Below are 26,138 nucleotides of genomic sequence, written 5' to 3' on the forward strand. Positions count from 1 at the left end.
AGGGCGCGCGGGCGGGGGCCGCGTTCCCGTAACGGTAGGGGGTGGGGGGGGCGACGAAACTCGCCACGGCCGCACGGCCGGGCAGGGCCGGACGGCCGGCCCCGGTTCAGGCGGGGCCGGCCGTCCGGAGTCCGTCAGGCCTTGGCGAGTTCCTTCGCCCCGCCCTCCCGCTCCGGTTCCGGTACGGCGGCGCCGGCCGGCGAGCCGTGGCCGTCGTCCAGGAGGGTCGTCTCGTCGAAGGGCACCCGGCCCGCGAGGACGTCGTCCACCCGCTCCCTGTCGATCTCCTTGGTCCAGGTGCCGATCAGGACGGTGGCGACCGCGTTGCCCGCGAAGTTGGTCAGGGCGCGGGCCTCGCTCATGAAGCGGTCGATGCCGACGATCAGGCCGACCCCGTCGACCAGGGCGGGCTTGTGCGACTGCAGGCCGCCGGCCAGGGTCGCCAGGCCCGCGCCGGTGACACCGGCGGCGCCCTTGGAGGCGACCAGCAGGAAGAGCAGCAGCGGGATCTGCTCGCCGACCGACATCGGCGTGCCCATGGCGTCGGCGATGAACAGCGAGGCCATGGTCATGTAGATCATGGTGCCGTCGAGGTTGAAGGAGTAGCCGGTCGGGACGGTGATGCCGACCACCGGCTTGCTGACGCCCAGGTGCTCCATCTTCGCGATGAGCCGCGGCAGCGCGGACTCGGAGGAGGAGGTGGACAGGATCAGCAGGAACTCGCGGCCCAGGTACTTGAAGAGCGTGAGGATGTTCAGGCCGGCGACGACCCGCAGCAGCGCGCCGAGCACGAGGAAGACGAACAGCACGCAGGTGACGTAGAAGCCGAGCATCAGCACGGCGAGGCTCTTGAGCGCGTCCACGCCCGCCGAGCCGGTGACGGCGGCGATGGCGCCGAAGGCACCGACCGGGGCGGCCCACATGATCATCGCCAGGATGCGGAAGACAAGTCGCTGGATGTGCTCGACACCGCGCAGGACCGGCTGCCCGGCCGGACCCATGGCCTGCAGCGCGAAGCCGGCGAGCAGGGCGATCAGCAGGGTCTGCAGGACCTCGCCCTCGGTGAAGGCGGACACGATCGTGGTCGGGATGATCCCCAGCAGGAACTCGGTGGTGTCCTTGGCCTCGGCGTCGACCTGCGCCTGGCCGGTCTCCTTGACCGCATCGGTGACCGCGAGGCCCGTGCCCGGCTCCAGGACGTTGCCGACGACCAGGCCGATGCCCAGCGCCACCAGCGACATCACCATGAAGTAGCCCAGCGCGATGCCGCCGACGGCACCGACCTTGGCGGCCTTGCGCACCGAGCCGATGCCCAGCACGATCGTGCAGAAGATGATCGGCGAGATCATCATCTTGATCAGGTTCACGAACCCGGTGCCGATCGGCTTCAGCCCGACCGCGAAGTCGGGCGCCGCCAGGCCCACGGCGATCCCGAGGGCGACGGCGACGATCACCGCGATGTAGAGATAGTGCGTGCGGTCCCGCTTGGCTTCGGGTGCGGCAGGTGCCGTATCGGCTGTGCTGGTCACGGCGGCCCTCCTTGACGTCGTCGTCGGCATCACCGGCGTGCGGCTCACGTCCGGGGGCGGGAGCGGTGCTCCCGCGGATGCGGTTCGGGGAATGCCGTGACTATGGCCCGCGCTGTGAGCGCGGTCACCCTTCCGTTCATTTAGTTCACAATCGGCCACGAGGCAGACTGACGGCATGCGCCTCCCGCTCCCGAGACCCCGCAGCCTGGCGGGCCAGCTCTTCGCCATGCAGGCCGTGCTGATGGCGGTCGTGGTGGCGGGATACGCGCTGTTCACCTACCTCAGCGACCGCAGCCAGGCCGAGGACGCCGCGGGCCGCCAGGCCAGGGCGGTGGCCCGCTCGGTCGCCGACTCCCCTTCCGTCCTGGAGGCGATCCGCTCCCCCGGCCCGACGGCCGAGCTCCAGCCGTACGCCCTGCGGGTGATGCGCGACACCGAGGTCGACTTCGTCACGATCATGAGCCCGGCGGGCATCCGCTGGACCCACCCCGACCGGGACCAGATAGGCCGGCGCTTCCGCGGCCACACGGACCGGGCCCTGCGCGGGGAGACCTTCACCGAGACCTACACCGGCACCCTCGGCCCGTCGGTCCGCGCGGTCACGCCCGTCCGGGACGGCGACCGGATCGTCGGCCTGGTCAGCGCGGGCATCCGGGTGGAGGCGATCACCCGGCGGGTGCAGAGCCAGGTCGCCGCGCTGATCGGCGTCGCGGCCGGCGTCCTCGCCCTCGGTGCGATCGGCACCTACGTCGTCAACGCCCGGCTGCGCCGCCACACCCACGGCATGAACGCCACCGAGCTCAGCCGCATGTACGACTACCACCAGGCCGCGCTGCACGCCGTGCGCGAGGGGCTGCTGATGCTGGACGGGCGGTACCGGGTGGCGCTGGTCAACGACGGGGGTCGGGAGCTGCTGGGCATACCGGGCGAGGTGGTGGGCAGGCCGGTGGCCGATCTCGGCCTGCCGGCCCCGCTGACGGGCGCCCTGCTGGCGTCGGAGCCGCGGGTGGACGAGGTGCACCTGACCGCGGACCGCGTGCTGGTGGTGAACACCTCGCCCGTGTCGGGCGGCGAACGGCGCGGCACGGTCGTCACCCTGCGCGACGTGACCGAGCTGCAGTCCCTGATGGGCGAGCTGGACTCCGAGCGCGGCTTCACCCAGGCGCTGCGCTCCCAGGCGCACGAGGCGGCCAACCGTCTGCACACGGTGGTCTCCCTGATCGAGCTGGGCCGCGCGCAGGAGGCGGTCGAGTTCGCCACGGCGGAGCTGGAACTGGCCCAGGCCCTGACCGACCAGGTGGTCGCGGCGGTGGGCGAACCGGTGCTGGCGGCGCTGCTGCTGGGCAAGACGGCGCAGGCGAACGAGCGGGGCGTGGAGCTGGTGGTGTCGCAGGACAGCCGCCTGGACGACGGTCTGCTGCCGCCCTCGCTGCCGGCCCGGGACCTGGTGACGATCCTGGGCAACCTGATCGACAACGCCGTGGACGCGGCGCAGGGCGGGGTACGTCCGCGGGTGACGGTCACGGCCCTCACCGAGGGCGACGCGGAACTGGTCCTGCGGGTCTGCGACACCGGGCCGGGCGTGGATCCCGCCCACGCCGAGGCGGTCTTCCGGCGGGGCTTCACGACCAAGCCGTCCGGGCCGGGCGGCCGGGGGCTGGGCCTGGCGCTCGTGCGGCAGGCGGCGACCCGGCACGGCGGCTCGCTGACGGTCGCCGGGGCGGCCGGCGGCGGAGCGCGGTTCGAGGTGCGGCTGCCGCTGCGCGACCCTGTCGCCGAAGGCGCGGTCCCTCCGCGCCCGGCGAGCTCCCCGGCCTCCGGAGGCGACGCATGACGAACGAGCAGCCCATCCGCGTGCTGGTCGTGGAGGACGATCCGGTCGCCGCCGACGCGCACGTCCTGTACGTCGGCCGGGTGCCGGGGTTCGTGGCCGTGGGCAAGGCGCACACCGGGGCCGAGGCGCGGCGCTGGCTGGACCGGACGGCCGTCGACCTGCTCCTGCTGGACCTGCACCTGCCGGACGGGCACGGGCTGCAACTGGCGCGCTCGCTGCGGGCGGCCGGGTACCACGCGGACGTGATAGCGGTGACCTCGGCGCGTGATCTGGCGGTGGTGCGGGAGGGGGTGTCGCTGGGGGTCGTGCAGTACGTGCTGAAGCCGTTCACGTTCGCGACGCTGCGCGACCGCCTGGTGCGGTACGCGCAGTTCCGGGGGGCCGCGGGGGAGGCGAGCGGCCAGGACGAGGTGGACCGGGCCCTGGCGGCCCTGCGGGCACCGGGCCCGGCGGCGCTCCCGAAGGGGCTCAGCGCCCCGACCCTGGAACGGGTCACCGCCGTCCTGCGCGACAGCGCGGAGGGCCTGACCGCGGCCGGGGTCGCCGAGGCGGTGGGCATCTCCCGCATCACGGCCCGCCGTTACCTGGAACACCTGGTGGACGCGGGCCGGGCGGCCCGGCGCCCCCAGTACGGGACGGTGGGGCGGCCGGAGCTGCGGTACCGGTGGGTGACGGGGCGGTGAGTCCGCCGTGTCCCGGGCGGCGCCGGGGGGCCGGGCGCAGGAGACCACCTGGGCGGCGAGCCCGAGGACGGTCGGTGCCTCGGCGAGCAGGAGCCGGCCGACGGTGAGGTCGTTGCTTCCCGGGGTCTGCGGCACGTCGTGGTTCCCTTCCCCCGCGGCCGACTCCCCCTGTGCGCGGGCCACTTGCCGGCGCCTTGAGGGGGCGTGCGCCGCGCCGCCCCGCGAAGGCCGCCGCACGGCGATCCGCCGCAGACTCATTGACCTGACCGGACCGCCCCTCTTACGTTCACTGGGCAGACAACCCCCGGCCACAACGACGTGCGTCCGCAGGAGGTCATGCCCGTGCGCCCCACCGCCGCCCTCACCCCCCTCCTCGCCACCGTCCTGGCCGCCGCCACCGCCCTCACCGCCTGCGGCGACGGCTCCGGCAGCGACCCGGACACCCTCAAGGTCTCCTTCAAGCAGTCCACGGACAACTCCATCAAGGTGATGGACACCTACCTCGCGGACGTCAAGGAGCAGTTCGAGAAGCAACACCCGGGCAAGAAGGTCGAGTTGGTCCCCGTCAAAGCGCCGGACTCGGAGTACTACACCAAGCTCCAGCAGATGCTGCGCTCCGCCAGGACCGCCCCGGACCTGGTCTACGAGGACACCTTCCTCATCAACTCGGACATCGCCAGCGGCTATCTGAAACCCCTCGATCCCTATCTGGAGAAGTGGCCCGACTGGGACCGGTTCACCGACACGGCGAAGGCCGCCGCCAGGGGCGAGGACGGCAAGACGTACGGCGTCCCGGACGGCACCGACACCCGCGCCCTGTGGTACAGCAGGGACGTCTTCGAGAAGGCCGGCCTGCCCGCCGCCTGGCAGCCCAGGACCTGGCAGGACGTCCTCGCCGCCGCCCGGGCCATCAAGCGCGGGGTCCCCGGCGTCATCCCCCTGAACGTCTACACCGGCAAGCCCGTCGGCGAGGCCGCCACCATGCAGACCTTCGAGATGCTGCTGTACGGCACCGGCGACGGGACGGAGGACCCCCTGTACGACAAGGGCAGCAAGAAGTGGATCGCCGGCAGCCGGGGCTTCGAGGACGCCCTCTCCTTCGTGGAGACCGTCTACCGGGAGAAGCTCGGCCCGGACGTCTCCGACGCCCTCGACCCCAACGTCATGACCCGGGTGCGGGGCGAGTGGCTGCCCGAGGGCAGGCTCGGGATCGCCCTGGACGGTTCCTGGCTCCCGCAGGACTGGCTGAAGGGCAGCGGCCACGCGTGGCCCGGGTGGCAGGACGAACTCGGCCTCGCCGCCATGCCCACCCAGCACGGCCAGGCCCCCGGCCGGGTCAGCATGTCCGGCGGCTGGGCCTGGTCGATCCCGGCCAGGGCGGCCAATCCGGACCTGGCCTTCGAGTTCGTCAGGACGATGCAGACCGAGGACAACGCCAGGAAGTGGTACGTCGCCAACTCCGGCATCGCCGTGCGCGAGGACGTCGCTCACGACCCCGCGTACACCACCGCCCGGCCCGGCATCGAGTTCTTCACGGACCTGGTCGCCCACACCCACTACCGCCCGGCCTATCCGGCGTACCCGAGGGTCTCCACCGCCATCCAGGAGGCGATGGAGGGGGTGACGACCGGGGACATGTCGGTGGAGGAGGCCGCGCGCGGGTACGACGAGGCCCTCAGGGACGCCACCGACGGCCAGGTCGTCGAGAAGTGAGCGGACGGCGCCCATGACCACCGCGCCGCAGGCCGGCCCGGACCGCGCCAGGACACCCCCGGGGCGGCCCGCCCCGCGGCCCGCCGCACCCCGGCCCCGCCCCGTCCGCCGCTTCCTGGCCCGCCTCCTGCCCCTCTCCCCCGCCGTCGTCCTCCTGCTGCTCTTCCTGGCCGGGCCGATCGGCTACTGCGTCTGGATCGCCTTCACCGACCTCCAGCTCACCGGGCAGGCGCAGGAGTCGTTCGTCGGCCTCGACAACTTCCGCCGGGCGTTGCGGGACGAGGAGTTCCTCAACGCCGTGTGGCTGACCGTCGTGTTCACCGTCCTGTCCGCCCTCGTCGGGCAGAACACCCTCGGTCTGGCGCTGGCGGTTCTCATGCGGCGCGCCTCGAAGCCGGTCCGCACGCTCACCGGCGGCGTCGTGGTCACGGCGTGGGTGCTGCCGGAGGTGGTGGCCGGGTTCCTGCTCTACGCGTTCTTCCGCCGCGAGGGGACCCTCAACGCCCTCCTGGACTGGCTCGGCCTGCCCTCCCAGAACTGGCTCTTCACCCTCCCCGTCCTGGCCGTGTCCTTCGCCAACGTCTGGCGCGGGACGGCCTTCTCCATGCTCGTCTACTCGGCGGCACTCGACGGGATCCCCCAGGAGGTCACGGAGGCGGCCGAGGTCGACGGGGCGGGCGGCTGGCGCCGCCTGTGGCACATCACGCTGCCGATGATCCGCCGCTCCATCGGCACGAACCTGATGCTCATCACGCTGCAGACGCTGTCCGTCTTCGGACTGATCTGGGTGATGACCAGGGGCGGTCCGGGCGGGCGGAGCCAGACGCTGCCCCTGTTCATGTACGAGCAGGCCTTCCAGAACAGCCTGATCGGCTACGGCACCGCGGTCGCCCTGCTGCTCCTGCTGGTCGGCTCCCTGTTCTCCCTGCTGTACACGCGCCTGTTGCGGACGGAGGTCTGACCACCGCCATGGCTCTTCCCTCCATCTTCCGCTCCACCTCCCGCTCCGCCTCCCGCCCCATCTCCCGCCGCACCGCCCGCCGCCTGGCCGCCGACGCGGGGCTGCTGGCCGTCGCCGCCGCCTTCGCCCTGCCCCTGGCCTGGGTGGTGCTGTCCTCCCTGGACCCGCGGGCGGACCTGCGGGTGAAGGCCCCCGAAGGGCTCACGCTCGACCACTTCGACGCGGTCCTGACCTCCGACATCACCTTCACCCCCCTGCTGAACAGCCTGGTCCTGTGCGGGGGCGCGACCGCGCTGACGGTGGTGTGCGCGGCGCTCGCCGCCTACCCCCTCTCCCGGTTCCGCTCCCGCCTGAACCGCCCGTTCCTGCTGACGATCCTGTTCGCCACCGGCCTGCCCGTCACGGCGATCATGGTGCCGGTGTACGCGCTGTTCGTGCGGGTGGATCTCATCGACACGGCCCGGGGGGCGATCCTCTTCTTCACCGCCTCCCAACTCCCCTTCGCCATCTGGCTGATGAAGAACTTCATGGACGGCGTGCCGAAGGAGCTGGAGGAGGCGGCCTGGACCGACGGGGCGAGCGCCCTGCAGTCCCTGGTGCGGATCGTGCTGCCGCTGATGGGTCCGGGGACGGCGGTGGTGACGGTCTTCTCGTTCGTGATGACGTGGGGCAACTTCTTCGTGCCCTTCATGCTCCTGCTCACCCCGGACCGGATGCCCGCGTCGGTGAGCATCAACGAGTTCTTCGGGAACCGCGGGATGGTGGCCTACGGGCAGCTCGCCGCGTTCTCGATCGTCTACTCGACCCCGGTGATCATGCTGTACGTGCTGATCGCCCGGAAGCTCGGCGGAGGGTTCGCGCTGGGCGGCGCGGTCAGGGGGTGACCCCGGCGTCCGGCGCGCGGACGACGGCGCCCGCCGTCCGACGCCCCCGCCGCCCGCGCGGCTCCCTTCCGTCCGGGTCCAGGGCCTGTCGTCGGACTCCCGCCTGCCCCGCGACGCCCTGCACGCACTCTCGCCGCACCGGGCGCAGACCCGAGTACATCTCGTACGAGGGCCCGCGCCCGGCACGCCGGGAGCACGCACCCGACGCCGCGGGGCCCGCTCTCCGGGCGGACGACGGGAGTTCGACGACAGGCCCTAGAACACCGACTCCGCCTCGTCCATGCGGTACTTCGGCACCGTCTTGAGCTCGGTCACGGCCTCCGCCAGCGGCACCATCACGATGTCGTTGCCGCGCAGCGCGGTCATCTTGCCGAACTCGCCCTGGTGCGCGGCCTCCACCGCGTGCCAGCCGAAACGCGTGGCGAGCACCCGGTCGTACGCGGTCGGCGTGCCGCCGCGCTGGACGTGGCCGAGGATGACCGGCTTGGCCTCCTTGCCCAGGCGCCGCTCCAGCTCGTGCGCGAGGGCCGTGCCGATGCCCTGGAAGCGCTCGTGTCCGTACTGGTCGATGGCGCCCTTGCCGTAGTCCATGGTGCCGTCGACGGGGTGGGCGCCCTCCGCGACGCAGATCACCGCGAACTTCTTGCCGCGGGCGAAGCGCTCCTCGACCATCTTGACCAGGTGGGCGGGGTCGAAGGGGCGCTCGGGCAGGCAGATGCCGTGCGCGCCGGCCGCCATGCCGGACTCCAGGGCGATCCAGCCGGCGTGCCGGCCCATGACCTCGACGACCATCACCCGCTGGTGGGACTCCGCGGTCGTCTTCAGGCGGTCCATCGCCTCGGTGGCGACGCCGACCGCGGTGTCGAAGCCGAAGGTGCGGTCGGTGGAGGAGATGTCGTTGTCGATCGTCTTCGGTACGCCGACCACGGGCAGGCCGGCGTCGCTCAGCATCCGGGCCGCCGTCAGCGTGCCCTCGCCGCCGATCGGGATCAGCGCGTCGATGCCGAACTCGTGGATCATGTCCGAGGCGTTCTCGCAGGCCTCGCGCAGCCGGTCGCGCTCCAGGCGGGAGGATCCGAGGATGGTGCCGCCGCGGGCCAGGATGCCGCTGACCGCGTTGAGGTCGAGGCTGCGGTAGCGGCCGTCCAGCAGGCCCGCGTAGCCGTCCTCGAAGCCGATGACCTCGTCACCGTAGTTGTCGACCGCTCGGTGCACGACCGACCGGATCACTGCGTTCAGGCCGGGGCAGTCGCCGCCTGCGGTGAGAACTCCGATACGCATCGTGCTGTGTCTCCTGCTCGCTGTGGATACCGGTGAGCCAGTGCCGATTCTTTCATGGCCCGCAACCCGGCGCCGACCCCCACTCTGACGGGCGCCTTATCCATCAACGGAGGTATTGTCAAGAGGGTTCTGCTCACCTCGGTGGGCGATTTTTGTGACCGGGCCCCTCGAAGGCCCAGCCCCTCGAAGACCGACCCCGAAGACCGACCCCGAAGACCGACCCGAAGACGAAACGGAGACCGCGCGTGACCCGCAGCGTGTACGTGACCGGTATCGACCGCGGCGACGGCCGCCAGGTCGTCGAGCTGGGGGTCATGGAACTCCTGACCCGGCAGGTCGACCGGGTGGGGGTGTTCCGTCCCCTCGTCCACGACGGTCCCGACCGCCTCTTCGACCTGTTGCGGGCCCGCTACCGGCTGTCCCAGGACCCGGCCACCGTCTACGGCATGGACTACCACCAGGCGTCCGCCCTCCAGGCCGAGCGGGGCACGGACGAGCTGGTGGCCGCCCTCGTCGAGCGCTTCCACCTGGTCGCCCGCGACTACGACGTGGTCCTCGTCCTGGGCACCGACTTCGCCGACACCCAGCTGCCGGACGAACTGTCCCTCAACGCCCGGCTGGCGAACGAGTTCGGCGCCTCCGTCATCCCCGTCGTGGGCGGGCGCAGGCAGGCGGCCGAGTCGGTGCTGGCCGAGACCCGCAACGCCTACCGCGCCTACGACACCCTGGGCTGCGACGTCCTCGCCATGGTCACCAACCGGGTGGCCCGCGAGGACCGGGACGAGATCGCCGCGCAGCTCGCCGGCCGGCTCCCCGTACCCTGCTACGTCCTGCCCGACGAGCCCGCCCTGTCCGCGCCCACGGTCAGCCAGATCGTGCACGCCCTGGGCGCCAAGGTGGTGCTCGGCGACGAGTCCGGGCTCGCCCGGGACGTGCTCGACTTCGTCTTCGGCGGCGCCATGCTGCCGAACTTCCTGAACGCCCTGACCCCGGGCTGCCTGGTCGTCACCCCGGGCGACCGCGCCGACCTGGTCGTCGGCTCGCTGGCCGCGCACAGCGCCGGCACCCCGCCGATAGCCGGCGTGCTGCTCACCCTGAACGAGGTGCCGGGCGACGACGTCCTCACCCTGGCCGCCCGCCTGGCCCCCGGCACCCCGGTCGTCTCGGTGCCCGGCAACAGCTTCCCCACCGCCGAGCAGCTGTCCTCCCTGGAGGGCAAGCTCAACGCGGCCACCCCGCGCAAGGCGGAGACCGCGCTCGGCCTCTTCGAGCGCCACGTCGACACCGCCGACCTGATCGGGCGGGTGTCCGCGCCCAGCAGCGGCCGCGTCACCCCGATGATGTTCGAGCACAAGCTGCTGGAGCAGGCCCGCTCCGACCTGCGCAGGGTCGTCCTGCCCGAGGGCACCGAGGAGCGCGTGCTGCACGCCGCCGAGGTGCTGCTGCGCCGCGGTGTCTGCGATCTCACCCTGCTGGGCCCGGTCGACCGGATCCGCAAGAAGGCCGCCGACCTCGGCATCGACCTCGGCGAGTCCCAGCTCATCGACCCGGCCGTCTCCGAGCTGCGCGACGCCTTCGCCGAGAAGTACGCGGCGCTGCGCGCCCACAAGGGCGTCACCGTGGAGCTGGCGTACGACGTGGTCTCCGACGTGAACTACTTCGGCACGCTGATGGTCCAGGAGGGGCTGGCCGACGGCATGGTGTCCGGCTCCGTGCACTCCACGGCCGCGACGATCCGCCCCGCCTTCGAGATCATCAAGACCAAGCCGGACGCCTCGATCGTCTCGTCGGTGTTCTTCATGTGCCTGGCCGACAAGGTCCTCGTCTACGGCGACTGCGCGGTCAACCCCGACCCGGACGCCGAGCAGCTCGCCGACATCGCCATCCAGTCGGCCGCGACCGCCGCCCGGTTCGGCGTGGAGCCGCGGATCGCGATGCTGTCGTACTCCACCGGCACCTCCGGCTCCGGTGCCGACGTCGACAAGGTGCGCGAGGCCACCGAGCTCGTGCGCGCGCGCCGGCCCGACCTGAAGATCGAGGGACCGATCCAGTACGACGCGGCCGTGGAGCCGTCGGTCGCGGCGACCAAGCTGCCGGGCTCGGAGGTGGCCGGGCAGGCGAGCGTGCTGATCTTCCCCGACCTGAACACCGGCAACAACACCTACAAGGCCGTGCAGCGCTCGGCCGGCGCGATCGCCGTCGGGCCGGTGCTGCAGGGTCTGCGCAAGCCGGTCAACGACCTGTCCCGGGGCGCCCTCGTCCAGGACATCGTCAACACCGTCGCCATCACGGCGATCCAGGCCCAGTCCCCCGACCCGTCCCCGAGCGAGAAGGCAGCCGCCCAGTGAGTTCCGCCCGCCCGTCTTCCACCACCGTCCCGTCCGGCGAGCAGCGCCCGGCCCCCTCCTCCCGTGTCCTCGTCCTCAACTCCGGCTCCTCGTCGGTGAAGTACCAGCTGCTGGACATGCGCGACAGCAGCCGGCTGGCGGTGGGGCTGGTCGAGCGGATCGGCGAGCGGACCTCCCGGCTCAGGCACACCCCGCTCCACTCCGGCGGCGACACCCGCGAGCGCACCGCCCCGATCCCCGACCACGACGCCGCCCTGAAGGCCGTGGCGGAGGAACTCGCCGCGGACGGCCTGGGCCTGGACTCCCCCGAACTGGCCGCGATCGGGCACCGGGTCGTGCACGGCGGGAAGCGCTTCACCGAGCCGACCGTCGTCGACGACGCCGTGCTCGCCGAGATCGAGCGGCTGATCCCGGTGGCTCCGCTGCACAACCCGGCCAACCTGACCGGCATCCGCACGGCCCGGGCGCTGCGGCCCGATCTCCCGCAGGTCGCCGTCTTCGACACCGCCTTCCACACGACGATGCCGGAGCCGGCCGCCCGCTACGCCATCGACGTCGAGACCGCCGACGCGCACCGCATCCGCCGCTACGGCTTCCACGGCACCTCGCACGCGTACGTCTCCCGGGCGACGGCGAGGCTGCTGGGCAAGGATCCGTCCGAGGTCAACGTGATCGTGCTGCACCTGGGCAATGGGGCGTCGGCCTCGGCGGTCAGGGGCGGCAGGTGCGTGGACACCTCCATGGGGCTGACGCCTTTGGAGGGGCTCGTGATGGGTACGCGGTCCGGAGACATGGACCCGGCCGTCATCTTCCATTTGATGCGTGTTGGGGGAATGTCCGCCGACGAGATCGACACTCTTCTGAACAAGAAGAGCGGTCTCATCGGCCTGTGCGGTGACAACGACATGAGGGAGATCCAGCGTCGCGTCGACCAGGGCGACGAGCGGGCGAAGCTGGCCTTCGACATCTACATTCACCGCCTGAAGAAGTACATCGGCGCCTATTACGCCGTTCTCGGACGGGTGGACGCCGTGGCCTTCACCGCCGGGGTCGGCGAGAACGCGGCACCGGTGCGCCGGGCGGCGGTGGCGGGCCTGGAAGGGCTGGGCCTGGCCGTGGACCCCGAACGGAACGCCGTACGCGGCGACGGGCCGCGGCTGATCTCGCCCGACGACGCCCGGGTGAAGGTCGCCGTGGTGCCGACGGACGAGGAATTGGAGATCGCGACGCAGACCTACGCGCTGGTAAAGGACTCGGTGAATCTCACCTGAGCGGCATCCCGCCCTTTTGTATTTTCCGCCAGACGGAATATTCCGTAGCGAAACAAACCGATAGGATCGCCCCATGCGCCGTTCGAAAATCGTCTGTACTCTCGGCCCCGCGGTCGACTCCCACGAGCAGCTGGTCTCGCTGATCGAAGCCGGCATGAACGTGGCCCGCTTCAACTTCAGCCACGGCACGCACGCCGAGCACCAGGGGCGGTACGACCGCCTCCGTGCCGCCGCCAAGGAGACCGGCCGGGCCATCGGTGTCCTCGCCGACCTGCAGGGCCCGAAGATCCGCCTGGAGACCTTCGCCGAGGGCCCGGTCGAGCTGGTGCGCGGTGACGAGTTCACCATCACCACCGAGGACGTCCCGGGCGACAAGACGATCTGCGGGACGACCTACAAGGGCCTGCCCGGCGACGTGGCCAAGGGCGACCAGATCCTCATCAACGACGGCAACGTCGAGCTGAAGGTCACCGAGGTCGAGGGCCCGCGGGTGCGGACGATCGTCATCGAGGGCGGTGTCGTCTCCGACCACAAGGGCATCAACCTGCCCGGCGCGGCCGTCAACGTCCCGGCGCTGTCCGAGAAGGACGTCGAGGACCTGCGCTTCGCGCTGCGCATGGGCTGCGACCTGGTCGCCCTGTCCTTCGTCCGCGACGCCAAGGACGTGCACGACGTGCACCGCGTGATGGACGAGGAGGGCCGCCGGGTCCCGGTCATCGCCAAGGTGGAGAAGCCGCAGGCGGTGCAGAACATGGAGGACGTCGTGATGGCGTTCGACGGCGTGATGGTCGCCCGCGGCGACCTGGCCGTCGAGTACCCGCTCGAGAAGGTCCCCATGGTGCAGAAGCGTCTGATCGAACTGTGCCGGCGCAACGCCAAGCCGGTGATCGTGGCGACCCAGATGATGGAGTCGATGATCACCAACTCCCGCCCGACCCGCGCCGAGGCCTCCGACGTGGCCAACGCGATCCTGGACGGCGCCGACGCGGTCATGCTGTCGGCCGAGTCGAGCGTGGGCGCGTACCCGATCGAGACCGTCCGGACGATGTCGAAGATCGTCCAGGCCGCCGAGCAGGAGCTGCTCTCCAAGGGCCTGCAGCCGCTGGTGCCGGGCAAGAAGCCGCGCACGCAGGGCGGTTCGGTGGCCCGCGCCGCCTGCGAGATCGCCGACTTCCTCGGCGGCAAGGCCCTGGTGGCCTTCACCCAGTCCGGCGACACCGCCCGCCGCCTGTGCCGCTACCGCGCGGCCCAGCCGATCATCGCGTTCACCACCGACGAGTCGACGCGCAACCAGATGACCCTGAGCTGGGGCGTGGAGCCGTACGTCGTGCCGTTCGTGAACAGCACCGACGAGATGGTCGACCTGGTGGACCAGGAGATGGTCAAGATGGGCCTGTTCAACGAGGGCGACATCGCGGTCATCACCGCGGGCTCGCCCCCCGGCGTCCCCGGCACCACCAACATGGTCCGCGTCCACCACCTGGGCAACGGCTCCGCGAACTGATCCGGAAGGGACCGCGCGGTTCCCGTACGACACCGGGGGCGTCCCCCTGCCCGACACGGCAGGGGGACGCCCCCGGTGTCAGGGTGCTCCCGGTGACCAGTGGGTCGGAAAAACGCCCTACCGGATTTCCGTTGCCTGTGTAACTCTTGTCCGGCCCTTGGGGAGAGGGTGCGGGGGAGCGTGCCCGACCAGCACGCGGAAACCTTTGACCAGGGCATCGGACATCACCGGACGTCGACCACCGTCCGCCGTCCGATCTCGGCTGCGGCACAGCCGTGCCTGCCTCTCTGCCTGGGCTGACCATTGGTCCACAAGACAGGCAGGAATATGCGAAGAGCTCTGCTCTCAAGGGGGTTAGCGGGCACCGCCCTCATGGCGGCGTCCGCCGTGCTGACGGGACTGGTGTACGCGGTGCCCGCCCGGGCCGACGAACCGGTTCCCGAGGACCCGGACGCCGGCAGTCCCCGGATCAGCATCGGGGCGACGGACCGGATCAACCGGTGCATGGCAGGGGTGGCCCTGCACGTCGGCGGGCCCGCCATGAAGGCCGCGGCCGCCAAGGCGCTGAACGGCACCACGGCCGAACTCGCCACCGCCCTCGACGGCGTCCACCTCGGAATGGGCACCCTCGGTGACGCCCGTTCGAAGGACAACGACGGTGTCATCCAGTACCTCCGGGACTCCCAGGACCGCAAGGAGCGCTGGGAGACCGCCAACAAGGTCTACGCGCAGACCGGCTGGGACTCGGGCACCAGCTACCACGCCCCCGAGTTCGACGCGGACATCGTGGCCTTCACCCTCGGCCCGCAGCGCGACCTCTACGGCAGGCTCGGGCAGGACGGCCGCAGCGTGCCCACCCCGGCCTCGGTCGACAAGGCGAGGAAGATCGCCGCCGAGATCGAGGGCCAGGACAGCTGGAACGACATGGCCGCCCGCACGATGCTCGGGGACACCGACGTCCGCGGCCCCCACAACTACACCACCGCCAGCGACATCGCCGCCTTCCTCAGGCACGGCGGCTTCGTCACCGAGCCGCTGGAGGAGGGCTCCGCCGAGTACCGCATGGAGGTCGAGGCCCTCAAGGTCGCCTGGGGCGGCTGCGACAGCTTCAACCCGGTCGACGCCCGGCGGATCCTCACTCCCGTGGTCCTGACGGCCCATCAGGAGTGGGAGCAGGAGTACGCCGCCCAGGCCAAGCCCCGAGCCACCATCATGGCCGCCGAGACGACCGCGTCGGCGGAGGCCCGCAAGGCCACCGAGGCGATGATCGAGTCCATCGGGCAGGCCTGGCTGGCCGACCAGATCCTCCTGTGGCAGAAGTACTGGGCGGGTCAGCCCAAGGACGACATCCACCGGCCCAAGCCCGCGGTGTTCACCCAGGCCAAGACGGACCTGGCCAACGCCCAGAAGCGGGCCGCCGACCAACTGGCCCTCGCAAACAAGGCGGTGGCCGCCGCCAAGACGGCCTCCGAGCAGGCCGCCGGCGCGCAGAACGACGCGTACGCCATCGCCGACGCGGCCAAGACGCCGCGCGGCCGGGGGCTGCTGTACGCCCAGCAGTCGGTGCAGGTCGCCAAGGCCTCGTACGCGGCGGCCCAGGCGGCGGCGAAGGCCACCCAGACCGCCGTGAACGCCGCCAAGGCGACGGTGGCGGACAGCAAGGCGCTGTTCGCGCTCTCCCGGACCCAGGCGCACGCCGTCAACACCGAGTTCCGGCGGATCGCCGCGCAGGAGGCGGCCGCCCAGGCGAAGGCGGCCCGGGTGTCCGCGGACGCGCTGGCCAAGGAGGCCGCCGCCAACGCCACGAAGGCGAAGAACGCGCAGGCCACCGCCGAGCGGGCGCAGGAGACGGCCCGCGTCGCGGCGCAGACCGCCAAGGAGCAGCGCGCCAAGGCCGAGCGGGAGAAGGCCCTCGCCGCGAAGGAGCGCCAGACCGCGGCCGACGAACGCGCCAAGGCACAGGCGGCCGAGCAGCGCGCGGCCGGCGAGCGTGAGACGGCCGGTCAGGCCCGCACCCGGGCGGAGGGCGCCGCCAGGACGGCCGACGAGCAGCTCACCGTGGCGCTCCTCGCCGAGGGCAGGGCCGCCGCCGCACGCGAGAAGGCCGAAGAGGCGGAGCGCGACAAGAAGGCCACCGCCGCCCGAGCCGCCGCCCTGGAGTCGGCCGCCGCGGCGGCCGTCGGCACCAGCGCCGCGGGCGAGACCCGGGAAGCGGCCACCGCCGCCCGAGCCGCCGCCGGCGACGCGGCCGCCGCGGCCACCCGGGCGCACGCCGACGCGGACGAGGCGAGCACCGCGGCGCGGAACGCCCGCGCCGCCGCCACCCGTGCCGAGGCCGCGGCGCAGCGCTCCCGCGCGGCCGCCGACAAGGCGTGGTCGGCTTACCGGACGGCCACCGCCGCGGGCGCGGTCGCGCACGCCGCGGCCGCCGAGGCCATCGGCGCCTCCGAGGCCGCGTCGGCGAACGCCGCCAAGGCCGAGCAGGAGGCCAAGAAGGCCCAGGCCGCCTCCCTCAAGGCGAGCCAGGAGGCCGAAGCGGCCCGCGCCGAGGCCGCCAGGACCAGGTCCTGGGCAGCCGTGACCGCCGGCCACGCGTATGCGGCCGGCCAGGCGGCCTCCGCGGCCCGCGACTCGGCGACCGAGGTGATCAAGCCCGCCAACACCGCCATCGCGGTGGGCACCCCGTACCGGGAGTCGGACTCCGCGGCCGCCTTCGCGGTCCTGATCGGCCAGACCTCGCTGTCGCTGTCCGAGCAGCAGGCCGCCGCGGCCGCCGCCAAGGCCAAGGAGGCCGCCAAGGCCGCCGCCGATGCCAAGGCGCTGGCCGACAAGGCCGCCGGCGACGCCAAGCTCGCCGCACAGGCGGCAGCGGCGGCGGCCGCCGACGCGGCGGCCGCGCTCACGTCCGCGGCCGCGGCACGCGCTTCGGCGGCGGAGGCGGCCGAGGCCGCCGAGGCGGCGAAGAAGGCCGACGCCAGGACCAGCGAGTACGTCGCCCAGGCAGGCACGGACTGGTTCTACGCCGACAGCGCCGCCCGCGACGCCTCCAGCGAGGCCGCCGCGGCGAACAACGAGGCCACCGAGGCCGAGAAGAGCGCCGCGAACGCCCGCGCCTCCGCCGACGCCGCCACCCGCGACGCCGGCGCCGCGGACTCGGCGGCCACCCAGGCCGAGAAGGACGCCGACGCCGCGGAGAAGTCCGCGGCCAACGCCGACGAGGACGCGAAGGCGGCCGACGAGGCGGCCGACCGCGCCGAGGAGGAGTTCCTCAAGGAGCAGGAGGAAGCCCGCGAGGCCGCGATGGAGGGCCCCGAGCCCGACACGGGACCGGACCTCACCCAGGACGAGGAGGCCCTGCTCCTCGCCCAGTGCGGTCAGTCCTGCGTGGACGAGTTCCGCAGCGCCAAGCAGCTCCTGGCCATGGACGTCATGGACTGGGTGGTCGCCAACGGCGGCCAGATCCTCCTGGACGAGCTGGGCTACAACGACGCCAAGAAGTGCTTCACCAAGCGCGACGTCGAGAGCTGCCTGTGGACGCTGGCCAACGTCGTCCTCGTCGGCGCGGCCGTCACCAAGTTCCCGGCGGTCGCCAAGGCGATCTACCGGATCGGCAGCGGCATCCACTCCTTCTGGGAGAAGCTGGACAAGGCCAAGGACACCCTGGACCGGCTCCGTACGGTCCTGGACCGGGTCAAGAAGGGCGAGAGCGCTGTCGCGTGCCTCGCAGCGGCAGGCGCCGCCGTCCAGCGGGCCGCGGTCCACGGTGCCTCCGCGAAGGCCGGGGCACCCGCCGCACCGGCCGGCAAGGCCACCGCCTCCGCCGGCAAGCCGAAGATCTGCGTGACCTCGGCGCTCGGCAAGAACAGCAAGCTCGCCAAGCTGGCCGAGAAGTCCACGAGGAACCAGGACGTGCAGCGCGAGATGAACCAGCTCATCGACAAACTCCTGGACGGCAACGACCAGCCGGGCAGGGGTTCCAAGGCGCTGTCGCACGGCATCCGCTACCTTCGGGGCGACAAGGGTGCACGGCTCTTCTTCCGCGAGGTCGACGGCGGCTTCGAGATCGTCGGCAAGTCCGACAAACCGAACGAGCCGCACGTCATCAAGGAGCTGCTGAAGATCTATGGCTCATGAACCGCTGGTGACCGTGGAGACGGCCGACTTCTCCGTCACGTACGTACTGGGTCTGGACGACGACGCCGACACGGTCGAGGACGTCGACGCGATCATCCGGGCCCGTGACGGCAAGGGGTGGAGCGCGAGCTTCATGACTCCCCGGAAGATCGCCGAGGTGATGGACCGCTGGTCCGCCACCGGTGAGTGCGCCGGTGGCCTGTACCTCCAGATCCCCGACCTCGTGATCGTCCGTGAAGGGGGCCTGGACGCCATGACCAGGGCCCTGGTCGACCTCTTCGGCGAGTACGGCATGGACACCGACGTCCTGCCGCGCCTCGCCGCCGAGGACGAGGACGACTGACCCCGGGTGTCCGCCCACCGCCCGGAACGCGACTGTGCCCCGCCGGACTCCCGGCGGGGCACAGTCCTGCGCGGCTCCCGGCAGGGCTCGCGAGGGCGGCGCTCAGCCGGTCGTGTACTGACGCAGCCCCGGAACGGTCAGCGTGCCGCCGAACTGGCCGGCCTGCTGGACCGTCACGTCGGTGAAGTAGATCAGCGGGATGTTCAGCGGCGGCGGGTGCTCCGGGTCGAAGGTGACCGGGATCAGGCCGAGCAGGTTGCCCGAGATCCTCTCCGTGTACATCACCGTGTCGCCGTCGGTGATCGTGGACGTCGACCCCTTGGCCGCCTGCACGTGGTGGGTCTTGCCGGACTGCCTGTCCTTGACGAGCTGGTGCAGGTCGTCGATGTCGGTGCCGCCGGAGATGACGTACTTCAGCACCTTCTTGACGCTGCCGCTGGCGGTCCGCACCTCGACGATGCCCTGGTAGTCGGCGCCCCTCAGCGTCAGGGAGCTGGCCTCCAGGAACCAGGGGTCGTCCGGCAGCAGGATCTTGTTGTCGACGCCGCCCTCGGCGTCCGTGGCGGCCGGGCAGTCCTCGGGGTCCGCGGTGGGGCTCGCGGACGGGCTCGGCGAGGCGGTGGCCTCGGCGGCCGGCTCCTCGGTGGCCGGGGCGGTTTCCCCGGCGGCCGGCTCGGTCTCCTCGGCAGCCGGCTCGGCCTTCCCCGCGGTGTCCCCGGCCGCTCCGGACGGCGCGCCGGAGGGTTCCTCCGCCGCGTCGGTGGCCTTCTCGGCGGTGCCCTTCGCGGGACCGGGCGTGTCCTGCTCCGCGCTGCCGGACGTCGCCGGGGCGGACGGCGGGACGGACGCGGACGGCGTGGGGACGGGGCTCGTCGTGGACCCGGCGCCACCGGTGAGGACACCGGTGATGACGTCGCCGATGCCCTCCAGCAGGTTGCCGCTGCTCCCGGACGGCGCCGGGGACGGCGTGGCGGCCGGGCCGCCGCCGTCCGGCGCGGGCTTGCTCGCGGACGGGGCGGGCGCGGGCTCGGCCCGGTCGCCCTTGTCGTCGGAACCTGAATCCGACGAAGAGGACGGCCCTCCCGGCTCCTTCGAACTCCCCGTCCCGCCCGAGCCCTTGGGACCCGACGGGCCTGCCGCCCCCTCGTCCGTTCCGCCGGCGGAGGCCGAGGGGCTCGGCTCCGCCGCGCCGTCCTGCCCTCCGGAGGCGCTGCCGCTCGCCGAGGGCGAGGGCGTGGGGGACGCGGAGGCGCCGTCCTCGCCGTCCTCCTCCAGCGCCGCCACGCACTCCTTGTACTCCTCGGCCGTCAGGTTGTTCGACGACGGCTTGGAGGAGTTGTTGCTGTCCGCGACGGCGAGCGTCGGCGTGAACCCCATCCCCATGAGGACCGCGGTCGGCATCGCCGCCAGGGCTATCGCCTTGCCGGCCGGCATGTGGAACCTGGTGAACAGCGGCTTCCTGGGGGCCGCGTGGCGCGGCCCCGTTCTCACCCGCGCCGGGGCCGCGGGGTTCTCGCCGTGGACCTCGTCAGCCGACACGGTGCCCCCCGTCGCGGTCCCCGGCCCAGGCGCCGTCCGCCGGGCCGCCGTCGCCGGCCTCGTTGCGGGAGTACGGCCGGCCGGGCTCACCGGCGGTGCCCTCAGGGGCGTTCTCCGCGGCGCCCTCTCCCGCCGGTCCCCGGCCGGCTTCCCGCCGCCCGGCGCCCGCGGCCTCCGCCTTGCCCGGCGCCCAGGAGACGGCGAGCGCGCCGCCGATCAGCGCCAGCAGGAAGCCGATGACGAAGCCGCCGATGTTGGAGACGACCAGGGACACCAGGGCGAGGATGATCGACGCGATGCCGGCGAAGACACGGGTCGCCTGCTGGAACCACATGGTCAGGCCCAAGGTGACCAGGAGGACGCCGATGATGAGGGAACCGGCACCCGCGGTGGTCGCCATGGTGAGCGACATGGTGCCCAGCTTGAGGGTGGCGTAGGGGAAGTAGGCGATCGGCACTCCGCCGAGCAGGGTGAGCAGGCCTGCCCAGAACGGCCGGGTGCCCCGCCAGTCGCGGAATCGCAGACGCAGCCGGGTGAGGGTCCCGGCGCTCTGGACCGGAGTCTCGGCACTCATGGAAAAACAGCTCCCTGGGTCCGGTGGAAGTACGTACCGGCTCGGCCGTAGGCGTGGAGAAGCCGGAAGTCTGGGTCGGTGAGGTGCCCGGCGCGCGGCCGAACCGGGCCGGCGGGGCGGGGAAGCCTCGGCTTCCCCGCCCCCCGGGGCGGCTCAGCCGCCCCGGGACACCCCGGTGACGGAATCCGTCAGTAGCACTCCATCTTGGAGTCCGTGCCGAGACGCATCGACAGGTCGTTGAGCGTGAACGTGCCGGCCGTGGTCGCCCACGCCGTCTGCTCGACGCCGTAGAGGTCGGCCGACTCCGCCTGCTGGGCGAAGCCGCCCGGCAGCACGTTCTCGCCCTGCTTGACGTCGGGGCCGCGGGTCTTGTCCTTGACCGCGACGCCGATGTCGATGTTCGTGAACTTCGCGTCGGCGTCGAGCTGGGCGACGTCGATGTAGAGGTTGTGGGCCGTTACCGCCTCGCCCTTGTGCCCCGCGTCGAGACGGAGGTAGACCGTCTTGTTGATGAGGGGGATCACGGTCTTGACCGACTGGCACATCTCGGTGATCGTCGCGTCGTCGAACGACGAGATCGCCACCGGAACCTGTGTCTTTTCCTTGCCGTCGGTCTTGGTGTAGACGCTGTCGATGCCGCCGTACTGGGCGAAGCCCTCGCCGTGCAGGTGACCGGCCGTCACCTTGAACTGCTGGCCGGAGACGCTGAACGACGCGGCAAGCGCACCCTGCGCGAGCCCGACACCCACCGCTGCGGCCGCGGCGACGCTGGGCACCATGACCACAGCGAACCGCTTCCATCTGGTCCCGCCACGCACCTGGGACTCCATGTTTCCTCCTTCTCGGACGTACATCTCCTGACCTGGCTCGCCTCGGATGGCGGCTCAGCCGGCAGGGATGGAGAAGTGCTACGTCCTCGGGAAGGAGAGCGCCCGCGCTCGACGGCGCACGAAAGCACCCGAATCACCGGCGATCACCCCCGAGCGACAACCACTGGTCGCGCCTGACACGCATCACGCACAACCCTGCTGGGCAGGCTTCGCCGACGGGCGAAGACCCCCCTGCCCGAGAGCCGGCGCCACTGCCGCCGGCTCTGCTCGGTGGGGACCCAGGAAGTCCCGCGACCCGACCGGCTGTCGGGGTGCGGGAATGGACCGAGCGTGGCCGATCGTGGTGCATTCTCGCCGCCCGCACAAGGGGGATCGTTACTCGCTAGTAACGGGGGGATAACCGAGGGACGACCCGCTGATCTCGACCGGCGACGCTGGGTGGCGCCCGACGGCGGGACAAAGCTGTTGATCGCTGGACAGACTCCGACAGACCGACAGCCATGACTTACTGGCAGTAACAGCGGCCGCGATTGCCAAGATTTGGCAAAGCGCGGCCGCCGTGATCCTCTGCCGGCAGTGCGGTCGCCCGGGCCCCAGCGGCCCGGACGCCGGGCGGCGGGGCGGGGAACCGGGCCGCCGCCCCGCTCAGAACAGGGCGCGCGCCAGTGCCCGGCGGGCCGCGATCACCCGCGGGTCCTCGGGACCGACGACCTCGAACAGCTCCAGCAGCCGCACCCGTACGGTGTCCCGGTCGTCCCCCGCCGTGCGCTGCACGGTCTCGATGAGCCGCCCGAACGCGTCCTCGACGTGCCCGCCGACCAGGTCCAGGTCCGCGGCGGCGACCTGCGCCTGCACGTCACCCGGCTTCTCGGCCGCCTCCTTGCGCACCCGCTGCGGGTCCAGCCCCTGCACGCGCTGGAGCAACTCGGCCTGGGCGAGGCCGAGCTTGGCCTCCTCGTTCCCCGGGTCCTCGTTCAGCACGTTCTTGTACGCCTGGACGGCACCGCTCAGGTCGCCCGAGTCCAGCGCCCGCACGGCGGCCTCCAGCAGGGCGTCGTGCGGTCCGGCGGGCCGGGCGGGGGCCGCCTGCTCGCCGCCCGGCTCGGCGTCCGGGTCGACGGTGAGGCCGGTCAGGCCGAAGCGCTGCTCGGCGACCTGCACCAGCTGGTCCAGGGTCTGCCGGATCTGCGCCTCGCCCGCGGCGCCCTGGAAGAGCGGCAGCGCCTGGCCCGCCACCACCGCGAAGACGGCCGGGATCCCCTGGACGCCGAACTGCTGCATCAGCATCTGGTTGGCGTCGACGTCGATCTTGGCGAGGAGGAAGCGCCCGTCGTACTCGACGGCGAGCCGCTCCAGGACGGGGCTCAGCTGCTTGCAGGGCTGACACCACTCGGCCCAGAAGTCGATGACGACCGGGACCTCGGTGGACCGCTGCAGGACGTCGCGCTCGAAGGTGGACTCGCTGACGTCGATGACGAGATCGGCCGGGGAGACGGCCCCGGTCCCGCCGCCCTGCCGGGCCGCTTGGGCGCGCGCCTGCTCCGCCTTGGCCTTGGCCTCCTGGGCGGCCTTCACCGCGGCGAGGTCGACGACTCCGCTCATGGACATGTTCCGTGGCTGCATGCGTCTATCCTCCCCCGTCCCGCGCGCGCATGTGAAAAACGGCGTGAAAGCCGGTCCGGCCGTGTGCGATTCCGGCGCCGGGTCCCCACCCACGCCGTGTGGTCGTCGCTCGGGCACGTCGGTCGCACGTGCTTTCGCTACGAGTCGTAGCGTAATGGCACGCAGGGCCGCCGGAACACCCCCCGCCGGTGATCTCCCTCACGGCCGCGCGAGAACGGCCGGTTATCGTCGTGGGATGCAGACCCGCAGGCCGGCCGTCCGCACCGGCCGTCCCCGCAGCGCCGCCGCCGACGCGGCGATCCTGGCCGCGACGCGCCAGGCCCTGGTCGAACTGGGCTGGTCCGGGCTCACGCTGGGGGACGTCGCCGCGCGCGCCGGGGTGGCGAAGACGACCCTCTACCGCCGCTGGGCGGGCAAGAACGAACTGGTGGTCGACGCGGTGGCGGAACTCTTCGACGAGCTCCGCCTCCCCGACCGCGGCAGCCTCGCCGCCGACGTCGAGGGCGTGGTCCTGCAGTTCGCCGCGATCCTCGCCCGCCCGGAGGCGAAGAGCGGCCTGATGGCGGTGGTGGCGGAGGCCACCCGCGACGAGGCCCTGCGCGAACGCATCCGCACGTCGATCGTCGACCGCCAGAAGCGACTGGTCCTGGAGGGCAGGTCCCGCGCGCAGGAACGCGGCGAGCTGCCGCCGGAGGACGATCCCGCGGAAGCCGCCCGCACGGCCGACCTCATCTTCGACATGGTGGCGGGCGCGGTGGTGCACCGCACGCTGGTGAGCGCGGAACCGGCGGACGAGGAGTGGGTGCGCGGCCTCACACGGGTGCTGCTGCTGGGGCTGACGCGAGCGGCCGGCTAGGGCCTGTCGTCGAATTCCCGCCGTCCGCCCGGAGGGCGGGCCCCGCGACGACAGATCCCGGCGGCGGGCCGCCGGTTCGCGGCGGCCCGCCGGCGGTCCCGCGCGTCAGGCGTCAGAAGCCGGCCGGCTCCGTGTAGACCCCCCACTCGTCCCGCAGCACCCCGCAGATCTCCCCGAGCGTCGCCTCGGCCCGCACGGCCTCCAGCATCGGCTCGATCATGTTGGTGTCGGACCGGGCGGCCTCGACCATCGCGTCGAGCGCGGCACGCACCCGCGCCCCGTCGCGCGCGGCCTTCCGCTCGCGCAGCAGGCGCACCTGCTCGCGCTCCACCTCGTGGCTGACCCGCAGGATCTCCAGGTCGCCGGTGACGGAACCGGTGTGGACGTTGACGCCCACGACCTTCTTGTCGCCCTTCTCCAGCGCCTGCTGGTACCGGAACGCCGACTCGGCGATCTCCCCGGTGAACCAGCCGTCCTCGATCCCGCGCAGGATCCCGGAGGTCATCGGCCCGATGGGGTGCTGCCCGTCGGGGTGGGCCCGCAGCCCCCGTTCCCTGATCCGGTCGAAGATCTTCTCGGCGTCCGCCTCGATCCGGTCCGTCAGCTGCTCGACGTACCAGGAACCGCCCAGCGGGTCCGCGACGTTGGCGACCCCGGTCTCCTCCATCAGGACCTGCTGCGTGCGCAGCGCGATCTCGGCCGCCTGCTCGCTCGGCAGCGCGAGCGTCTCGTCGAGCGCGTTGGTGTGCAGCGAGTTCGTCCCGCCCAGCACCGCCGCCAGCGCCTCCACGGCCGTGCGGACGACGTTGTTGTACGGCTGCTGCGCGGTCAGCGAGACGCCGGCCGTCTGCGTGTGGAACCGCAGCCACTGCGCCTTCTCGCTCCTCGCGCCGTACACGTCCCGCATCCAGCGGGCCCAGATCCGGCGCGCGGCGCGGAACTTGGCGATCTCCTCGAAGAAGTCGACGTGCGCGTCGAAGAAGAAGGACAGCCCGGGCGCGAACACGTCCACGTCCAGCCCGCGGCTGAACCCCAGCTCGACGTACCCGAAGCCGTCCGCCAGCGTGTACGCCAGCTCCTGCGCGGCGGTCGCCCCGGCCTCGCGGATGTGGTAGCCGGAGACGGACAGCGGCTTGTAGGCCGGGATGCCGGCGCTGGTGTACTCCATCAGGTCGCCGATCAGGCGCAGGTGCGGCTCGGGCTGGAAGAGCCACTCCTTCTGGGCGATGTACTCCTTGAAGATGTCGGTCTGCAGCGTGCCGTTCAGCACGGCGGGGTCGACGCCCTGCCGCTCGGCGGCGACCAGGTACATGCAGAAGACGGGGACGGCCGGCCCGCTGATCGTCATCGACGTGGTGACGTCGCCCAGCGGGATGTCCCGGAACAGCACCTCCATGTCGGCCGCCGAGTCGATCGCCACGCCGCAGTGGCCGACCTCGCCGAGCGAGCGCGGATCGTCGGAGTCGCGCCCCATGAGCGTCGGCATGTCGAAGGCGACGGACAGCCCGCCGCCGCCGGCGGCCAGGATCATCTTGTAGCGCTCGTTGGTCTGCTCGGCGTTCCCGAACCCGGCGAACTGCCGGATGGTCCACGTACGCCCTCGGTAGCCGGTCGGGTAGAGCCCGCGGGTGAACGGGTACTCCCCCGGCCACCCGATCCGCTCGAACCCCTCGTACCTGTCCCCGGGCCGGGGCCCGTACACCGGCTCCACGGGATCCCCCGAGAGCGTGGTGAAGTCAGCGTCACGCTTGCGCGCGGCGTCGTACCGGGCCTGCCACCGACGGCGGCCCTCCTCTATGGCGTCAGCGTCCATGCTTCGAATTTACTAGGACGTCCTAGTAAATGTCGATGGCAGACCGCCGCACGCTGGTCCGTACGGCGGTACCGGTTACACCTCGGCGGCCGCGGGCGAACCGTCCGCGGTCCCCGCCTCCAGCTCGCGGCTGATCCTGCGCTCCACGAAGAACGCGGCCGTGGGGACGGTCCCGGCCAGCAGCACCCACACCTGCTTCCCGACCGGCCACTTCGCCTTGGAGCCCAGGTCGAAGGCGAAGACCAGGTACAGGACGTACAGCCAGCCGTGCGCGATGCCGACGACGCGCGTGAAGGCGTCCGCGCCGTCCAGCTCGAGCAGGTACTTGGCGACGACGCCGACGGTCAGCAGGACCAGCAGGACGCCGGTGACGTAGGCCATCACGCGGTAGCGGGTCAGGACGCTCTTCTTCATGCCG

The 26,138-nt window shown here is 72.1% G+C and carries 19 protein-coding genes; 11 read left to right on the top strand and 8 right to left on the bottom strand.

Annotated features, from left to right (window positions below):
• Positions 1-134: 134 nt before the first annotated feature.
• Positions 135-1,529, bottom strand: a complete 1,395-nt coding sequence (locus tag AB0L29_RS10975; protein ID WP_365825618.1) for a cation:dicarboxylase symporter family transporter — start codon at positions 1,527-1,529, stop codon at positions 135-137.
• Between the two features lie 175 nt (positions 1,530-1,704).
• Between AB0L29_RS10975 and AB0L29_RS10980 the strand changes: the two genes are divergently transcribed.
• The 5 genes from AB0L29_RS10980 to AB0L29_RS11000 all read left to right on the top strand — a co-directional run bounded on the left by AB0L29_RS10980 (position 1,705) and on the right by AB0L29_RS11000 (position 7,604).
• Positions 1,705-3,363: a sensor histidine kinase gene (locus AB0L29_RS10980; protein WP_365825620.1), complete on the top strand. Its 1,659-nt coding sequence runs from the start codon at positions 1,705-1,707 to the stop codon at positions 3,361-3,363.
• The gene (locus AB0L29_RS10985; RefSeq protein ID WP_365825622.1) at positions 3,360-4,046 is read left to right on the top strand and encodes a response regulator; all 687 of its coding nucleotides are present in this window, start codon (positions 3,360-3,362) and stop codon (positions 4,044-4,046) included. Before AB0L29_RS10980 ends, AB0L29_RS10985 begins: the two co-directional genes overlap by 4 nt.
• Before the next feature lie 336 nt (positions 4,047-4,382).
• Positions 4,383-5,759, top strand: coding sequence for an ABC transporter substrate-binding protein (locus AB0L29_RS10990; RefSeq protein WP_365825624.1), 1,377 nt, complete (start codon positions 4,383-4,385; stop codon positions 5,757-5,759).
• A 13-nt stretch (positions 5,760-5,772) separates the two neighbouring features.
• Entirely contained in the window at positions 5,773-6,720 is a 948-nt protein-coding gene (locus AB0L29_RS10995) for a sugar ABC transporter permease (protein WP_365825626.1), read from the top strand.
• Between the two features lie 8 nt (positions 6,721-6,728).
• Entirely contained in the window at positions 6,729-7,604 is an 876-nt protein-coding gene (locus tag AB0L29_RS11000; RefSeq protein ID WP_365825628.1) for a carbohydrate ABC transporter permease, read from the top strand.
• Positions 7,605-7,859: 255 nt separating this feature from the next.
• On the opposite strand, the gene AB0L29_RS11005 is transcribed toward AB0L29_RS11000, so the two are convergent.
• A complete protein-coding gene (locus tag AB0L29_RS11005) occupies positions 7,860-8,885 on the bottom strand; it encodes an ATP-dependent 6-phosphofructokinase (protein ID WP_365825630.1) in 1,026 nt (341 codons plus the stop codon).
• A gap of 245 nt (positions 8,886-9,130) precedes the next feature.
• Between AB0L29_RS11005 and pta the strand changes: the two genes are divergently transcribed.
• From pta to AB0L29_RS11030, 5 genes are all read left to right on the top strand, one after another.
• The gene (gene pta, locus AB0L29_RS11010; protein ID WP_365825632.1) at positions 9,131-11,233 is read left to right on the top strand and encodes a phosphate acetyltransferase; all 2,103 of its coding nucleotides are present in this window, start codon (positions 9,131-9,133) and stop codon (positions 11,231-11,233) included.
• Positions 11,230-12,504: an acetate kinase gene (locus AB0L29_RS11015; protein ID WP_365825634.1), complete on the top strand. Its 1,275-nt coding sequence runs from the start codon at positions 11,230-11,232 to the stop codon at positions 12,502-12,504. Before pta ends, AB0L29_RS11015 begins: the two co-directional genes overlap by 4 nt.
• A 73-nt stretch (positions 12,505-12,577) precedes the next feature.
• A complete protein-coding gene (gene pyk / locus AB0L29_RS11020) occupies positions 12,578-14,008 on the top strand; it encodes a pyruvate kinase (RefSeq protein ID WP_365825636.1) in 1,431 nt (476 codons plus the stop codon).
• A 372-nt stretch (positions 14,009-14,380) separates the two neighbouring features.
• Positions 14,381-18,142: a hypothetical protein gene (locus tag AB0L29_RS11025; RefSeq protein WP_365825638.1), complete on the top strand. Its 3,762-nt coding sequence runs from the start codon at positions 14,381-14,383 to the stop codon at positions 18,140-18,142.
• A complete protein-coding gene (locus AB0L29_RS11030; RefSeq protein ID WP_365825640.1) occupies positions 18,132-18,485 on the top strand; it encodes a hypothetical protein in 354 nt (117 codons plus the stop codon). The genes AB0L29_RS11025 and AB0L29_RS11030 overlap by 11 nt, the downstream gene beginning before the upstream one ends.
• A gap of 102 nt (positions 18,486-18,587) precedes the next feature.
• On the opposite strand, the gene AB0L29_RS11035 is transcribed toward AB0L29_RS11030, so the two are convergent.
• The 4 genes from AB0L29_RS11035 to AB0L29_RS11050 all read right to left on the bottom strand — a co-directional run bounded on the left by AB0L29_RS11035 (position 18,588) and on the right by AB0L29_RS11050 (position 23,051).
• Positions 18,588-20,024 carry a hypothetical protein gene (locus AB0L29_RS11035; protein WP_365825642.1) on the bottom strand — a complete coding sequence of 479 codons (1,437 nt, stop codon included), beginning with the start codon at positions 20,022-20,024 and terminating at the stop codon, positions 18,588-18,590.
• Complete coding sequence (locus tag AB0L29_RS11040; RefSeq protein WP_365825644.1) at positions 20,014-20,598, bottom strand: DUF6114 domain-containing protein; 585 nt, start codon at positions 20,596-20,598, stop codon at positions 20,014-20,016. The genes AB0L29_RS11035 and AB0L29_RS11040 overlap by 11 nt, the downstream gene beginning before the upstream one ends.
• Positions 20,599-20,786: 188 nt before the next feature.
• Positions 20,787-21,428: a DUF6230 family protein gene (locus AB0L29_RS11045; protein ID WP_365825646.1), complete on the bottom strand. Its 642-nt coding sequence runs from the start codon at positions 21,426-21,428 to the stop codon at positions 20,787-20,789.
• Between the two features lie 645 nt (positions 21,429-22,073).
• The gene (locus AB0L29_RS11050) at positions 22,074-23,051 is read right to left on the bottom strand and encodes a tetratricopeptide repeat protein (protein WP_365825647.1); all 978 of its coding nucleotides are present in this window, start codon (positions 23,049-23,051) and stop codon (positions 22,074-22,076) included.
• A 235-nt stretch (positions 23,052-23,286) separates the two neighbouring features.
• Here AB0L29_RS11050 and AB0L29_RS11055 point away from each other — a divergent pair, with 235 nt between their 5' ends.
• Positions 23,287-23,907 (top strand): TetR/AcrR family transcriptional regulator, encoded by a 621-nt coding sequence (locus tag AB0L29_RS11055; RefSeq protein WP_365825649.1) that lies wholly within the window; start codon positions 23,287-23,289, stop codon positions 23,905-23,907.
• A 112-nt stretch (positions 23,908-24,019) separates the two neighbouring features.
• Here AB0L29_RS11055 and AB0L29_RS11060 read toward each other — a convergent pair whose 3' ends face one another.
• Positions 24,020-25,720 carry a methylmalonyl-CoA mutase family protein gene (locus AB0L29_RS11060; RefSeq protein WP_365825651.1) on the bottom strand — a complete coding sequence of 567 codons (1,701 nt, stop codon included), beginning with the start codon at positions 25,718-25,720 and terminating at the stop codon, positions 24,020-24,022.
• 75 nt (positions 25,721-25,795) lie between these two features.
• Entirely contained in the window at positions 25,796-26,134 is a 339-nt protein-coding gene (locus AB0L29_RS11065; RefSeq protein ID WP_365825653.1) for a DUF3817 domain-containing protein, read from the bottom strand.
• Positions 26,135-26,138: the final 4 nt, after the last annotated feature.

The organism is Streptomyces sp. NPDC052701 (assembly GCF_040678355.1).
Taxonomy (GTDB): Bacteria; Actinomycetota; Actinomycetes; order Streptomycetales; family Streptomycetaceae; genus Streptomyces.

Excerpts from the sequence above, each read along its gene's own strand:
- AB0L29_RS11050 (WP_365825647.1), bottom strand. The coding sequence starts at position 23,051 with ATGCAGCCACGGAACATGTCCATGAGCGGAGTCGTCGACCTCGCCGCG.
- AB0L29_RS11040 (WP_365825644.1), bottom strand. The coding sequence starts at position 20,598 with ATGAGTGCCGAGACTCCGGTCCAGAGCGCCGGGACCCTCACCCGGCTG.
- AB0L29_RS11030 (WP_365825640.1), top strand. The coding sequence starts at position 18,132 with ATGGCTCATGAACCGCTGGTGACCGTGGAGACGGCCGACTTCTCCGTC.
- AB0L29_RS11045 (WP_365825646.1), bottom strand. The coding sequence starts at position 21,428 with ATGGAGTCCCAGGTGCGTGGCGGGACCAGATGGAAGCGGTTCGCTGTG.
- AB0L29_RS11060 (WP_365825651.1), bottom strand. The coding sequence starts at position 25,720 with ATGGACGCTGACGCCATAGAGGAGGGCCGCCGTCGGTGGCAGGCCCGG.
- pyk (WP_365825636.1), top strand. The coding sequence starts at position 12,578 with ATGCGCCGTTCGAAAATCGTCTGTACTCTCGGCCCCGCGGTCGACTCC.
- AB0L29_RS11005 (WP_365825630.1), bottom strand. The coding sequence starts at position 8,885 with ATGCGTATCGGAGTTCTCACCGCAGGCGGCGACTGCCCCGGCCTGAAC.
- AB0L29_RS11000 (WP_365825628.1), top strand. The coding sequence starts at position 6,729 with ATGGCTCTTCCCTCCATCTTCCGCTCCACCTCCCGCTCCGCCTCCCGC.
- AB0L29_RS10995 (WP_365825626.1), top strand. The coding sequence starts at position 5,773 with ATGACCACCGCGCCGCAGGCCGGCCCGGACCGCGCCAGGACACCCCCG.
- AB0L29_RS10985 (WP_365825622.1), top strand. The coding sequence starts at position 3,360 with ATGACGAACGAGCAGCCCATCCGCGTGCTGGTCGTGGAGGACGATCCG.
- AB0L29_RS10980 (WP_365825620.1), top strand. The coding sequence starts at position 1,705 with ATGCGCCTCCCGCTCCCGAGACCCCGCAGCCTGGCGGGCCAGCTCTTC.
- AB0L29_RS11025 (WP_365825638.1), top strand. The coding sequence starts at position 14,381 with ATGGCGGCGTCCGCCGTGCTGACGGGACTGGTGTACGCGGTGCCCGCC.
- AB0L29_RS11065 (WP_365825653.1), bottom strand. The coding sequence starts at position 26,134 with ATGAAGAAGAGCGTCCTGACCCGCTACCGCGTGATGGCCTACGTCACC.
- AB0L29_RS11055 (WP_365825649.1), top strand. The coding sequence starts at position 23,287 with ATGCAGACCCGCAGGCCGGCCGTCCGCACCGGCCGTCCCCGCAGCGCC.
- AB0L29_RS10990 (WP_365825624.1), top strand. The coding sequence starts at position 4,383 with ATGCCCGTGCGCCCCACCGCCGCCCTCACCCCCCTCCTCGCCACCGTC.